Genomic DNA, 12,460 nt, shown 5'->3' on the forward strand with positions numbered 1-12,460 from the left:
AAGGCAGATTTTGGAAGGCCGGAGGCCCCGGCCAGCAGCCCGATAACGGCCTTGTTGGCGCGGCCCTTGTCCGGCGCCGCCGTCACCCTTACGGCCAGACACATGGTGCCATCGGCCGCCTGATGGAAACCCGACACTGCATCACGGGAGGATTTCGGCGTCACCCGGACGGCCAGCAGCAGCCCGCCGCGGCCTGGCCGCAGCGGCGATGTCACGCCCAGCCGAGATTGACGAACAGCCAGGTCACCACCATGCCGAAGAACTGCATGGCAATGAGCAGGATGATGGGTGAAATGTCGATGCCACCCAGGTCCGGCAGGAAGCGGCGGATGGGCTTCAGCAGTGGCTCGGTCAGGCGCTCCAGCGCGATGCCAATCTGGCGAACGTAGCTGTTGGAACGATTGACGATGTTGAAGGCCACCAGCCAGCTCAGCACGACGCTGGCCAGAATGATCCAGAAATAGATGTTGATGACAGTCAGGATCAGCCAGAGCAACGGGTTCATCGACATCATCATGACAGGCGGCCTTTCGATTGTTCGCAAACCGGGATGTAGGCGCGCTGAGCCCGGCAGGCAAGCTTGACGCTCACCCGGGCAGGGACTAGAAGCCCCACCTGTGGACCGGGGCGGTAGCTCAGTTGGGAGAGCGCGGCGTTCGCAATGCCGAGGTCAGGGGTTCGATCCCCCTTCGCTCCACCATCGCTATCCTGCAAATTGCTTGCGCTGATATTGTTGTCTGAAGCCCGACCGACGGCTGCTCCGCATCTCGCATCCCAATCGGCATCAATCGGGCATTCTTGTGAATGTTCATCCAGTCTTCCTCGAAGGGACTGCAGTATCACAACCACAGCTTCCCCGATCCGGACGGGATGGACAACCTGTTGAAAGCGCTCATATCGAGCAGGATCAGACCTGATTGGATCTTGCTCTAGTCCCGGATCCGCATCCCGCGCCCGGCGTCAAACCGCAAGGGCTTGTCCGATTTCGGCAGAGGAGCCTCGGCGACCTCTCCGATTGAGACACCATGCGGCCAGCTCGGCGGGCAGATGGCAATGTAGCGCGCATAGCCACCCAAACCGCCGCCAAACTTCGGATAACCAATGACCACCAGCGCACCAACCGGAGGAACCTTGTCCAGGTTCGTGACGCCCTCGGCCTGCGCGTAGCCATTATGCATCAGCCACGCCTCCCCCTCCAGTGTGGGTGTGGCATCCGTGTCGAGCGGTTCGTGACCATGAAAAAGAATATGACGTTCCAAGTGGAGGAACTTCAGCGCATTCAGACTGACGCCGGGAAATGGATTTCGCTTTGCAAGACCCGGCATGTGCCAGTCTTTGGACCATCCGGAACGGACAAACACGACCGATCCCGCCGGAATCCTGCCATGCCGCGCCTCAAAGGCCGCAATGTCGGAGACCTGCAAGGCATAGCCATAGTCTTTCTTCACCTGATCCTCGATTGAGATCACCACAAGCGGACGGATGGCATAGGTTGCCGGAAGTTCGTCGATGGCAGGGTATTCCGGTGCCCAGTGGGCAGGTGGATCAAGCTGTGTTCCCAGCTGGTCGGTGCGCAGGACATAGCTGTTCGCCTCAAAGCCATGCTTGGCGTAGGTGAAGGTCTCTCCTTTGGTGGCATAGCCTTCCATGTCGGCCCCTGCCGACGCAGGCGCGAAAATGGCGCCACCAAAACCGACCCAGACCGGAACGTCGGGCAGAATTGTATGGGTGAGATCCACATATTTCGCCGATTTCAGGCTGTCATTGTAGATTTTCCAAAGACCGGGCTCTCCAGCCAAAGCGACCGGACCCAGGCTCGATGCGCCAACGGTAAGTCCGAGAATCAAGACACCAAGAGCAAAATGGAACGGCAGGTTCAGGCGCATTGTCGATCCCTTGAACATTGAGGTTTTGACGATCTTGCAGCGAGGCCGCCTCGTTTGGCAAACGACCTGACACATCCATCACCCATGGGCACACCCAAGGGCTTGCGGGGCTGCGAACTCACCAGAGCGCAGCCAAAATCGCTGCCACGCGTACTGGCGAGTGCAAGACAATATGCGATGGAGCGCGCCCGACATAAGCGGGATGTCTGCCTCGCTTTCAGCAGCAGCAACTCGATTTCGACTTGGGCGAGGGCACGTCGAGCGCCGGGTTGGCGGTGAAGAAGCCCACCGGCATCCAGTGGAAATTGGCGTAGACGCAGGGTTGCACCGGCCAGTCCTCGGGGCGCGGCAGATGGTGGTAGTTCATCACATACCAGACCACCACATCCTTGTTGACCAGGGAGCGGTCCTGCCGGATCCAGCGGGGCAGGCCATCGCCGCCCATGTGCTGATTGGGATAGGTGCCGGCCGGATAAAGTTCTTCCGCGGAAAACTGCGTGGCCCAGAAGTGATGATACATGAAGCCCGCGCGGCGCCCCACGTGCGAGTCCGGATGCTGATAGGGCAAGGCGTTGACACCCGGCACCAGTTTGTAGCCGGGATGCTCGCCCAGATCATTGACGATATTCGGGTTTACCACTTTCCAGTAGCGCTGGGCTGCGAGATCGATGTCGCGGCAGGCTGCAAGCTCGGAAGCGAGCAGCGTCTCGTCGATCCGGATGGCGTTGCCATGCGGATTGGCCGCGCCCATGGGCGGGGCGGAAAAATTCACTTCCTTGACGCTGTTGCGGGGGCCATCCACCGCCATGTCGAAACGGTAGCAGAACACATGCTGGTGCACATGCGCCTCGATGCCCGGCGCCATCAGCGCGCCATAGGCAGACGCTTTGCCAACTGGCAGCGCCGACGCGAAGGGTATGCCGGTGGCCTTCACCTCCACCCCGATGTTGCCATCCTGATAGAAATACCAGAAGAAGCCATAGACATAATTTCCGATGGTGGCGACGGAGGAAATCACCAGCCGGCGCGAGCGCTTCACCGTCACCTGGCCGGTGAGCCAGTTGGTGAACTTCCACAGCGTGCCGAAGTCCTCCTCATGCATGCAGATGGCGTTCTTGATGAGCTTCGGCTTGCCCTGCCAGTCATGGCCCCAGGCATCGAAATAGTGGATGAGGCCAAGGCAGTCGCAGCCGAGCGTGAGCGAGTCGAGAAACTGGCCTACGCCATATTCACCGGTATCGAAGGCATTGCGGCGGTAGTTGCCGCCCGTCGGGTCGCCATAGGGCACCACCATCTCGGCCATGGACGCACGGTGCATGATGGGGCGGACCCGGCCCCGATCCTCATAGCCGATGTCATGCAGAATGAGTCCATCACGCACATGGAAGCCAACCCGCATGCGCCAGTTCTGCCAACGCACCTCATGGCCATCAACGGTGAAACTCGGACCTTCGGATTGGATGATCTCGAGCGGCTTGAGGTCGGCCCGCGTGACGGTCTGGATAATGTCGGCACTGTCGGGGGGCAGCGGTACGACGCCAAAGTCATCGACGCGGATCACCTCCATGTGGCGCAGGTCGATCACCGGATGGAGATTGGCGATGGGCCGCGCATAGGGATTGTCGCCCGAGGCGTTGCGCACCCAGCAATGGCCATAGGCGATGCGCTGGCCTTCCTCCTCCGCAATACCGAAATAGCCTGCTGCCCAGGCCTCGACGAGAACGCTGTCCATGTCGGTGATGCCGCGCCGCGCACAGGCCGCGATGAAGCGCGGATCCTTCTTGGCCGCCTCGCCGCCCGCTGCGAATTCATCGGCCACGATGCGGGCATGCATGCCTGACGCTTCCGCCCAGCGGCGGAGACTGCCGGATTCGAGATCGGCAACGCCATCCCATGTGCTGCCGGTCGCTGGATCATAGCAGCAGATGAAAGCCTCGCGGCGAGCCCGACCTTCTGCCAGCGCAGCCCGGTCCGGCTCCTGAAGGGCGATGGTCTCGAACCAGGCAGCCGCACTCAGCCCGCCATCGCGCCGCACGATATCGCGGGCGCGGGCGATTTCATCCTGGGTGAGCGGGTCGAGCGGGTGGCGGGTCATGCGGCATTACTCCTAGCACACCACGGGTCTAGCACGGTCCGGCTGACCGCCATAAGTGCTGTCACACGTCGCCGCACCGCAAAATGGCGGATTGCGCCGCCAGAATGTGTCACGTATCATTGACAGTGTGAAAATTGGCCAGCAGCGAACGACTGGCACACAGCATGGATGGGGGGATGGCGGACGACCGGGAGCGATCCGGCGGCGTTAGCCGCGACAAGTTCAGCTGGGAGCCGTCCGTCGGTTCCCAACCAGAGGACGGATTCCTGCCGCCTCTCACCCTTGAAGTCGACCAACCGGACCTTCGCTACGAGAAGCTGAGCGGCATTGTTGCCGAGCACGTTCTGTCCCGCCTGCAGGCCCTGCACGCCCAGGCGGCCGCGCCCAGTGGCCCGCCCCGCAGTTCGGAGATCGAGGAACTCGCCAGCTTGTTGCTGGGGCCCCGCCACGAGGAGGCCGCCGGCTTCCTCCTGAAACTGCGCGATGGCGGCATTTCGCTTGATGACCTGCACACCGAACTGCTCGAACCAACAGCCAGATATCTGGGCGAACTTTGGGAAAAGGACCGGATCGACTTCGTGGACGTGACGCTGGGCGTATCCCGGCTGCAGCGGCTGGTACATGCCTTTGAAGGCCTTGGCCAGATCGCGTCCTACGATGACAAGCGTCGTGTGTTGCTGGCCTGCGCGCCGGGCGAGCAGCATAGCCTTGGTAGTTCGATCGTGCAGAAATTCCTGCGTGCCGCAGGCTGGCATGTCTGGACCTGCACCACGCAGCACATGGACGAAGCCGCCGAAATCGTGGCGCAGGAATGGTTTGGGGTGGTAGGTTTCTCGGTCAATTCCGACATTCATCTCGGTCAGCTTGCAAGCTCGATCACACGCGTGCGGCAGGCGTCGGTCAACCGAACTGTTGGCATCATGGTGGGCGGCTCGGCGATTGCCCGTGATCCGCAGTGGGTAGAGAAACTGGGCGCCGACGGCACCGCGATCAATGGCCCAGCCACAGTGATCCTCGCCAAGACGTTGCTGGCCAAGAGCCTCGCATCCGGCTCGACATGACCCTGCACCACCTCCGACCCGAGCTATTCTGGAATACCATCGGCAGTCATCGACCCGTCCTCACCATTGCAAGCGGCGACACAGTGGTGGCAGAAACGATCGACGCCCATGGTTTCGATGCGACAGGCCGACAGCGCGGCATGCGGCCAAACCCGATGAGCGGGCCGGTCTTCATTGCAGGAGCCGAGCCCGGTGATTGCCTGCTGGTGAGGATCGGTGAAATCCGCATGACCAGCACCACCGGCTGGACCTATGACGTGCTGAGCCCCACCGTGTTGGACCCGCAGGCAGTGCCGCGCCTGCCCGAACGGCGCAAGACGAGCTGGCTGATCGACGCGGCGAACAACCGGGCACGGCTCGCCGAGCCGCCAGTCGCACTGGCCGAATGGTCTGTGCCCATCGAAGCAATGATTGGCTGCTTTGGGGTTGCGCCCGATCTCGGTCAGGCGATTTCAACTGCGACCAGCGGCCGCCATGGCGGCAACATGGACTATCGCGGCTTTCGCGCCGGAACCGAGGCGATGTTTCCTGTGGCCGTGCCCGGCGGGCTGTTTTTCCTCGGTGACGTGCACGCCCAGCAGGGTGATGGCGAGATCGTCGGAACCGGAATCGAGACAGCGGCAGAAGTGAATTTCAGCATCGAGGTGATCAAGGGTCGCAAGATCGGCTGGCCGCGCGGCCGGACCGCGGAGGAGATCTTCACCATCGGTAATGCCCGGCCCCTGGACCAGGCACTGCAGCATGCCACCACCGAGATGCTCGACTGGATCACCACCGAGCACGGACTTGATGCAGTGGCCGCAAGCCATGTCATGGGACAGCTGGTGCGCTATGATGTGGCCAACGTGTTCAACCCGGCCTACTCGGTAGCCTGCCGCATGCCGAGGTCAGCACTGCCCTGAACGGGCGCTGCCGCACGTGCAGTCGTTGTCAGCCGATCAGTGCCTTCAGCATTTCGAGCCGGTCTGCCTCTGCAGCGGGCTTGTCCCAGCGGATACGCGCGATACGCGGAAAGCGCATGGCAATTCCAGACTTGTGCCGCGCCGAGGGCTGGATGGCGTCAAAGGCCACTTCGAGAACGAGTTTCGGCGCCACCGCGCGCACCGGGCCATAGCGCTCCAGCGTGTTGGCGCGAATGAACCGGTCAAGTTCGGCGAGCTCGCGGTCCGTGAAGCCGGAATAGGCTTTCCCGACCGGGATCAGCGTGGGAACGCCATCCTTCTCGCCCCAGGCCCCAAAAGTATAGTCCGAATAGAATGAGGCCCGCTTGCCGGCGCCCTTCTGGGCATAGAGCAGAACGCAATCGGCGGTGAGGGCGGCGCGCTTCCACTTGAACCAGTGACCCCTGGGCCGTCCGGCGAGATAGGGGCTGGCCTTGCGCTTCAGCATCAGGCCTTCGATGGCGGCGGGGCGCGTGGTGGCCCAGGCCGCCTCAAGCTCACCCTTGCTGGCAAAGGTCAGAAGCTCTGAAAGATCTGTACCTTGCGGCGCATTGGCGCCATGCCAGGCCTCAAGCCGCGCACGCCGCTCGGCAAAACCAAGCGCGCGCAGATCCTCGCCGTCGATCTCAAGCACGTCATAGAGTCGAAGATGCGCCGGATATTGCAGCATCGTGGTGCGGCTCACGCTCTTGCGATTGAGCCGCTGCTGCAACTGCCCGAATGGCTGGATCTCGCCATCGCGCATGACCAGCAATTCTCCATCCAGCACGGCATTGAAGCTGAAGCCCTGGACAAGGTCCGGAAAGCTGGGGCTGATATCCTCGCCGCTGCGCGAGAACAACCGCACGCTGCCCGCCCTGCCAGCCGCCTGAACGCGGATGCCATCCCACTTCCATTCGACAGCGACGTCATCAAGCCTCAGAGCCTCCCAATCCGCTGGCTCCAGCGGATGGGCGAGCATGAGCGGCCGGAACACCGGGCCTGAGGCCAGCGAGGGCCGCTCCGCCCTGCCCTCCAGCCATGCGAAGAGTTCGGCGTAGGGAGGCTGCAGTCCGTGCCAGATCTCCTCGATGTCATCGATGCTGCTGTCGAAGGCATCCGCCACCGCCTGCTTGGCAAGCCGCGCAGACACGCCAACCCGCGGCGCACCGCCAAGGAACTTGAGGAGAGCCCAGCGGCCCGCGGCATCCAGCCGGTCGAGCCACGAGGTGAGCAGCACAGGATACTGGCCCGGAGTGGCGGCGGTGATGGCCGCGATAATGTCGGACAGCGCCGGCGCCTCACCCGGCGCGGCCGCCTCCGGCCAGATAAGCGCCACCGTTTCCGCCGTGTCGCCAACATCAGAGCGCGACAGCCGGAAGAGTTCGGGATCGAAGCGGCTGTCACCTATGCCCGCCAGCACCCGGCGCAAGGGGAAGCCGAGGTCAAGCCCATCCGTGAGCGCGGCAAGCGCAAAGCCGCGGTCGGGATCGGGCGTGCTACGGAAGTAGTTCTGCATCAGCATCAGCTTGGCGCTGCGCGCGGGCGTATAGGTCAGGCGGTCGAGCAGCGCGGCGAAGGCTTTCATTCGGCATCATCCTCACGCCCCACGAGGCGGAGGGCACGCGCCGCGATGCCTCTCTTTGCGAGTTCATGCACCAGTGCATCCTCACGCCCATGGGTGACCCAGACCTCGCCTGCTCCGGTGTCACCAACAGTAGCCAGCAGTTCGGGCCAGTCGGCATGATCGGAAATGATGAGCGGCAGTTCGACACCGCGCTGGCGCACCCGTCCCCGGATCCGCATCCAGCCCGATGCGAAACCGGCAAGCGGATCGGAAAAACGCCTTGACCAGCGGTCGCCCAGTGCCGAAGGCGGCGACAGCACGATCTCGCCCGCGAGCTTGCCCGGTGCATCGGCAACGGCGGGGGCAGGCCCCAGATCGATACCGCGCGAGACGTAATAGTCGGTCACGGCACGCAGCGCGCCATGAAGATAGACGGGACGGTCATAACCCTGCTGACGCAGCAGCGCGATGAGGCGCTGGCACTTGCCAAGTCCGTAGACTCCGATCTGATGGGTGCGACCGGGAAAATCGGCCAGCGAGGTGAACAGCTTCGCCACCTCGCCCTGGTCGGGCTCATGGCGATAGACGGGAAGGCCGAATGTGGCTTCGGTCACGAACAGGTCGCACGAGACGGGTTCGAAAGGCGCGCAGGTGGGATCGGCTCGGCGCTTGTAGTCGCCGGAAATCACAGCGCGCTGGCCACGATGCTCGATGACGACCTGGGCCGACCCCAGGATATGCCCGGCGGGGACGAGACGGATCGACACATCGCCCAGCCGCAACGCCTCATTATAGCTGAGAGCCTGTCCCTGGCCGAAACAGCCCGAACCCAACCGCAACCGCATGATTGCCAGCGTATCGACGGTGGCCAGAACGGCGGCATGGCCCGGCCGGGCGTGGTCGGAGTGACCGTGGGTGATGACCGCGCGGTCTACCGGCCGCAAGGGATCGACGTAGAACCCTCCCGGCTCACAATAGAGACCGTTCTGGTCAGGTCGAAGCCAGCTCTGGAAGCTAGAGAAGGATGTCATGCCAGGGCCAATGTCGTGCGCGGCGGGCGGTTTCACAAGCGGGGCATCCGGGCCAAAAAGAATTGGCGGGAGGCTTTCCCGAAAGCCCCCCGCAAAACTGGAGACCGGGTACGCAGTACATGATCCCGGGTCGCCCTGGCGCTGCCCCCGCTCCGGGTGTGCTGGCCATGACCCGACTATGACGGATCAGGGTTTCCAAAGAGTTTCCGTAATTTGCTGAAAGACTTAAGAAGGCGTTAGCGGCGTGTCAGCCCGGCACATCCGGCGATGAATTCAGCCAGTGCGTGAGGAACTGCCCCAGCCACAGCTTGACGGCAGCATCATGCAGCAGATTGGCATCCAGATGGGCACGCGAGTCCTGCGCGTTCGGAAGATCAAATCTATGGGCGCCCGTCACGCCCCAGCGGTGCATGGTGAGCCGGGTGACCTCCGGGTGGAACTGCAGGCCGTAGGCATTGGCGCTGCAGCGGAAGGCCTGGGTCTCGAAGAACGGACTGCTCGCCAGCCGCGTGCTGCCACCTGGCAGGCTCAACCCCTCGCGGTGCCAATGATAGACCTGCTCGGGCCACGGGCCGAGGTCCTCACCCTCCGGCGTCGGAGTCAGCGGATAATAGCCGATCTCGACCAGCCCCCCGGCATGCGGCGCGACCGTGCCGCCCAGATGCTTCGAGAGCATCTGCGCGCCAAGACATATCCCGAGAAACGGCTTTGCCTCTGTAAGAGGCACGCCGATCCAGTCGATCTCACGCCGGATCCAGTCATCAGGATCATTGGCACTCATCGGACCACCGAAGATCACCGCAGCGGCATGATCAGCCATGGAGCGCGGCAACTCGTCGCCAAGACAGGGACGGCGCATGTCGAGGCGGTAGCCCCTCTCCTCCAGCATGCGGCCAAGGCGCCCGGGCGTTGAGCGCTCTGAGTGAAGAATGATCAGGACGTCGCGCGTCATGGTGTCATGGCGTCATGGTGTCATGGTGTCATGGTGCCACCCCGCGGCCGCGCCGACCTTCGAGCAGCACCACGGCAAGGCCAGCTGCCATGATGAGCGCCATGCCGCCGAGCGCCAGCAGATTGGGCGCCCGCTGGAAAACCACGAGACCCGACAGCACTGCCCAGATCATTACCGAATAGCTGAACGGCGCCACCACCCGGGCGGGCGCCTTGCTGTAGGCGATAAACACGAAGGAATGCCCGCACATCAAAAAGAAGCCTGCGATCAGCATCAGCCAGCCATGCCGCCAGGTTGGCTGCACCGGAACCTCGAACAGCAGCGACATGGCAAGAGCACTCAGCATGACGATGAGCAGCGTCGAGAAGGTAACCATCAGCGCGGGAGTGCGCGGCGGCACCTTGCGCGAAAGAATGTCCCGGAGTGCAGCACCGACCGCCGTGCAGAAACCGAAGACCGCGAAAGGCGAGGCGGTACTGCCTCCCGGCTGTGCCACCAGCAGGGCGCCGGTGATGCCAAGTCCCACCAGCGAAAGCCGCAGGCCGCCGACCTTCTCTCCAAAGAACAGCCACATGCCAAGCAGAACGAGGAATGGGGCGATTTGTCCGATGGCCGTCAGGTCCGCAAGCGGCATCTGGCTCAGCGCCATCACGAAGCTGAGGATGGCAAAAACCTCGCTGACCGAGCGCAGTGTGACCCAGGGGTGGAAGGCCTTTGGCAGTTCACGGATCAGGCCCATGGCATAAATCACCGGCAGGCACCACAGACAGGCGGCCATGCCGCGCATGACCAGAACCTGAAAGGGCGGCGCATCCGACATCGCGAGCTTCATGCAGGTGTCGTTGGCGACAAAGGATGCCGTGGCGATGAGAACGGCGCCTATGCCACGGAGGTTCTGGGAAATTGCCATCGAATCGAAAAGACCAGCGAGTTGACCTTACCTAGCTGGCAGGCACTTGCTTGGCAATCACGCCCTGCTCAGGCTGGCAGCGTGATGGGTACGCGCAGGTAATGAACGCCGTTGGAATCAGCCGGAGGCAGCTTGCCCGCCCGCATGTTGACCTGGATCGACGGCATGAGCAGCGTGGGCGCCGAGAGGGTCGCATCCCGCGTGGTGCGCATCTTCACGAACTCGTCCTCCGACACGCCAGCATGCACATGGATGTTGCGGTCGATTTCCTCGCCCACAGTGGTTTCCCAGGCAAAATGCTTGCGGCCCTCCTTGGGCAGATAGTCATGGCACATGAACAGCCGCGTCTCGCGCGGGAGGCCCATGAGCTTGCGGATGGACCGGTAAAGGGTGCGCGCATCGCCTCCGGGAAAATCGGCGCGCGCCGTGCCGTAATCCGGCATGAACAGCGTATCGCCCACAAAGACGGCATCGCCAATCCTGTAGGACACGCAGGCCGGCGTGTGGCCCGGCGTGGCAATGACCTCGCCCCTAAGTTCGCCAATGCTGAAGCCGTCGCCATCCTTGAACAAGATGTCGAACTCGGAGCCCTCGCCGGACACGTCCATGGCGTTGAACACCGGCCGGAAGATCTTCTGGACCTCCCGGATACGCTCGCCGATGGCCACTTTCGCACCGGTCTTGAGCTTGATGTAGGGAGCACCCGACAGGTGATCGGCGTGAACGTGGGTCTCGAGCACCAGCGTGATGGTGAAGCCTTCCGCCGCAGCACGTGCGAGGATCTGGTCAGCCGAGGCGACATTCGCCTTGCCAGACTTGTGGTCGTAGTCGAGCACCGGATCGATGACCGCAGCCTGCCGCGTGGCAGGATCCGCCACCAGATAGCTCACGGTGTTCGTGGGCTCATCGAAGAACGCATGGATGAGTGGCTGGGGCATGGGGACTTCTCCTCGGCGCGATTTCTGTTGACATTATATTAGCTAATTCTAAATTAACAACCCTTAAATGGAGATGTCATGCCGGGCGTGATGATCGATGAATCGCTCGCGGGGTTCGAGGCCAAGGCCTCTATCGCCGCCGCCATGCTGAAAGAACTGGCCAATGAAAAGCGGCTCATGATCCTGTGCAAGCTGCTCGAGCATGGCGAGATGAGCGTTATGGCGCTGACCGCGGAGGTAGGGCTCAGTCAGTCCGCCCTTTCACAGCACCTTGCCCGGCTTCGCGAGGAAAACATCGTGGGCACCCGGCGCGAAGCGCAACAGATCTTCTACCACGTCGCCGACAGCCGGGTGCGCCAGATCCTCTCCACTCTCAAGACCGTCTATTGCTGAACGGGAGAAACCAAATGCAGATCAAAAATATAAATGCCATCGAAGCGAAAAGGCTGATTGATGGCGGCGCTCTCCTCGTGGATATCCGCGAAGCCAACGAACACGCGGACGAAAACATCCCGGGAGCACGCAACACGCCGCTCTCGCTGATTGCCGGCACGCCGCTGGCTGGCGCCCCCGCGGTGGTGTTCCACTGCAAGTCTGGCGCCCGCACCCGCATGAACGCCGCAGCACTCGCCGCCTGTACCGATGCCGATGCCTATATTCTCGATGGCGGAATCGACGCCTGGAAAGCAGCCGGCTTTCCGGTGAAGCGGGGTTAGAGTAACCAAGCTTTTTTGCTCGGCGGCCCAAGGTGCGCCGATTCCCTTCTTGCGCTGAGCGGCTCAATCTGGCATAAGCCAATAGGACAGCGTTACTGTCCTATTGCGGCGCAAACAGAAGGCAAGTGGACCCGGATGACCCGGAAAACGACCACGCGGAAACTGAAAGCGACGGCCGGATCGGCCGGCGCCGCCGCTTGGCTGGTCCACGCTACGCTTCTCAAACGTAGCTAACGGGCACGGCGCAGGGCAGACGAAAAGCCCCGGCGTTGCGATCGCCCGGATGGGTTCCCCGGACCACCCGAAGGTCCACCTCCCGACGCGATCAATATCCGGGCAGAAGATTGACTGGTCCGCCATCTCAAGGGGGATCGCAATGTGGGT

Annotated in this window: 13 protein-coding genes and 1 tRNA gene; 5 read left to right on the plus strand and 9 right to left on the minus strand. The window is 62.6% G+C overall.

Annotated features, from left to right (window positions below):
• Positions 1–215: DUF167 family protein (locus tag ACILRN_RS11815; protein ID WP_395688535.1), on the minus strand; the 215-nt coding region annotated here is incomplete at its 3' end.
• On the minus strand, positions 212–505 hold the full coding sequence (locus ACILRN_RS11820; RefSeq protein WP_395688554.1) for a YggT family protein: 294 nt from the start codon (positions 503–505) through the stop codon (positions 212–214). The genes ACILRN_RS11820 and ACILRN_RS11815, both read right to left, overlap by 4 nt.
• Positions 506–624: 119 nt before the next feature.
• On the opposite strand from ACILRN_RS11820, the gene ACILRN_RS11825 reads away from it, so the two are divergent.
• Positions 625–700 (plus strand) — tRNA-Ala (locus ACILRN_RS11825).
• A gap of 229 nt (positions 701–929) precedes the next feature.
• Here the strand turns inward: ACILRN_RS11825 and ACILRN_RS11830 are convergent.
• Both ACILRN_RS11830 and ACILRN_RS11835 read right to left on the minus strand, forming a co-directional pair.
• Positions 930–1,886 carry a cyclase family protein gene (locus ACILRN_RS11830; protein WP_395688537.1) on the minus strand — a complete coding sequence of 319 codons (957 nt, stop codon included), beginning with the start codon at positions 1,884–1,886 and terminating at the stop codon, positions 930–932.
• A gap of 217 nt (positions 1,887–2,103) precedes the next feature.
• Positions 2,104–3,981: a primary-amine oxidase gene (locus ACILRN_RS11835; protein ID WP_395688539.1), complete on the minus strand. Its 1,878-nt coding sequence runs from the start codon at positions 3,979–3,981 to the stop codon at positions 2,104–2,106.
• Between the two features lie 176 nt (positions 3,982–4,157).
• Between ACILRN_RS11835 and ACILRN_RS11840 the strand changes: the two genes are divergently transcribed.
• Together ACILRN_RS11840 and ACILRN_RS11845 are read left to right on the plus strand one after the other, a co-directional pair.
• Positions 4,158–5,042, plus strand: a complete 885-nt coding sequence (locus ACILRN_RS11840; protein ID WP_395688540.1) for a B12-binding domain-containing protein — start codon at positions 4,158–4,160, stop codon at positions 5,040–5,042.
• Positions 5,039–5,944, plus strand: coding sequence for an acetamidase/formamidase family protein (locus ACILRN_RS11845; protein ID WP_395688542.1), 906 nt, complete (start codon positions 5,039–5,041; stop codon positions 5,942–5,944). Before ACILRN_RS11840 ends, ACILRN_RS11845 begins: the two co-directional genes overlap by 4 nt.
• A 28-nt stretch (positions 5,945–5,972) precedes the next feature.
• Here ACILRN_RS11845 and ACILRN_RS11850 read toward each other — a convergent pair whose 3' ends face one another.
• The 5 genes from ACILRN_RS11850 to ACILRN_RS11870 all read right to left on the minus strand — a co-directional run bounded on the left by ACILRN_RS11850 (position 5,973) and on the right by ACILRN_RS11870 (position 11,360).
• Entirely contained in the window at positions 5,973–7,550 is a 1,578-nt protein-coding gene (locus ACILRN_RS11850) for a cisplatin damage response ATP-dependent DNA ligase (RefSeq protein ID WP_395688544.1), read from the minus strand.
• Positions 7,547–8,560 carry a ligase-associated DNA damage response exonuclease gene (locus ACILRN_RS11855; protein WP_395688555.1) on the minus strand — a complete coding sequence of 338 codons (1,014 nt, stop codon included), beginning with the start codon at positions 8,558–8,560 and terminating at the stop codon, positions 7,547–7,549. The genes ACILRN_RS11850 and ACILRN_RS11855 overlap by 4 nt, the downstream gene beginning before the upstream one ends.
• Before the next feature lie 247 nt (positions 8,561–8,807).
• Positions 8,808–9,512, minus strand: a complete 705-nt coding sequence (locus ACILRN_RS11860; RefSeq protein ID WP_395688546.1) for a glutamine amidotransferase — start codon at positions 9,510–9,512, stop codon at positions 8,808–8,810.
• A gap of 28 nt (positions 9,513–9,540) precedes the next feature.
• Positions 9,541–10,422: a DMT family transporter gene (locus ACILRN_RS11865; RefSeq protein ID WP_395688547.1), complete on the minus strand. Its 882-nt coding sequence runs from the start codon at positions 10,420–10,422 to the stop codon at positions 9,541–9,543.
• Between the two features lie 68 nt (positions 10,423–10,490).
• The gene (locus ACILRN_RS11870; protein ID WP_395688548.1) at positions 10,491–11,360 is read right to left on the minus strand and encodes an MBL fold metallo-hydrolase; all 870 of its coding nucleotides are present in this window, start codon (positions 11,358–11,360) and stop codon (positions 10,491–10,493) included.
• Positions 11,361–11,438: 78 nt separating this feature from the next.
• Between ACILRN_RS11870 and ACILRN_RS11875 the strand changes: the two genes are divergently transcribed.
• Together ACILRN_RS11875 and ACILRN_RS11880 are read left to right on the plus strand one after the other, a co-directional pair.
• The gene (locus ACILRN_RS11875; RefSeq protein WP_395688550.1) at positions 11,439–11,753 is read left to right on the plus strand and encodes an ArsR/SmtB family transcription factor; all 315 of its coding nucleotides are present in this window, start codon (positions 11,439–11,441) and stop codon (positions 11,751–11,753) included.
• Between the two features lie 14 nt (positions 11,754–11,767).
• Positions 11,768–12,076 carry a rhodanese-like domain-containing protein gene (locus ACILRN_RS11880; protein WP_395688552.1) on the plus strand — a complete coding sequence of 103 codons (309 nt, stop codon included), beginning with the start codon at positions 11,768–11,770 and terminating at the stop codon, positions 12,074–12,076.
• Positions 12,077–12,460 lie beyond the last annotated feature (384 nt).

Source organism: Aestuariivirga sp. (assembly GCF_044238155.1).
Classification (GTDB): domain Bacteria; phylum Pseudomonadota; class Alphaproteobacteria; order Rhizobiales; family Aestuariivirgaceae; genus Aestuariivirga.

Bases quoted from the DNA above. Each gene is read 5' to 3' on its own strand.
- ACILRN_RS11860 (WP_395688546.1), bottom strand. From the start codon at position 9,512: ATGACGCGCGACGTCCTGATCATTCTTCACTCAGAGCGCTCAACGCCC.
- ACILRN_RS11830 (WP_395688537.1), bottom strand. From the start codon at position 1,886: ATGCGCCTGAACCTGCCGTTCCATTTTGCTCTTGGTGTCTTGATTCTC.
- ACILRN_RS11880 (WP_395688552.1), top strand. From the start codon at position 11,768: ATGCAGATCAAAAATATAAATGCCATCGAAGCGAAAAGGCTGATTGAT.
- ACILRN_RS11840 (WP_395688540.1), top strand. From the start codon at position 4,158: ATGGCGGACGACCGGGAGCGATCCGGCGGCGTTAGCCGCGACAAGTTC.
- ACILRN_RS11870 (WP_395688548.1), bottom strand. From the start codon at position 11,360: ATGCCCCAGCCACTCATCCATGCGTTCTTCGATGAGCCCACGAACACC.
- ACILRN_RS11865 (WP_395688547.1), bottom strand. From the start codon at position 10,422: ATGGCAATTTCCCAGAACCTCCGTGGCATAGGCGCCGTTCTCATCGCC.
- ACILRN_RS11855 (WP_395688555.1), bottom strand. From the start codon at position 8,560: ATGACATCCTTCTCTAGCTTCCAGAGCTGGCTTCGACCTGACCAGAAC.
- ACILRN_RS11835 (WP_395688539.1), bottom strand. From the start codon at position 3,981: ATGACCCGCCACCCGCTCGACCCGCTCACCCAGGATGAAATCGCCCGC.
- ACILRN_RS11875 (WP_395688550.1), top strand. From the start codon at position 11,439: ATGCCGGGCGTGATGATCGATGAATCGCTCGCGGGGTTCGAGGCCAAG.
- ACILRN_RS11850 (WP_395688544.1), bottom strand. From the start codon at position 7,550: ATGAAAGCCTTCGCCGCGCTGCTCGACCGCCTGACCTATACGCCCGCG.
- ACILRN_RS11845 (WP_395688542.1), top strand. From the start codon at position 5,039: ATGACCCTGCACCACCTCCGACCCGAGCTATTCTGGAATACCATCGGC.
- ACILRN_RS11820 (WP_395688554.1), bottom strand. From the start codon at position 505: ATGAACCCGTTGCTCTGGCTGATCCTGACTGTCATCAACATCTATTTC.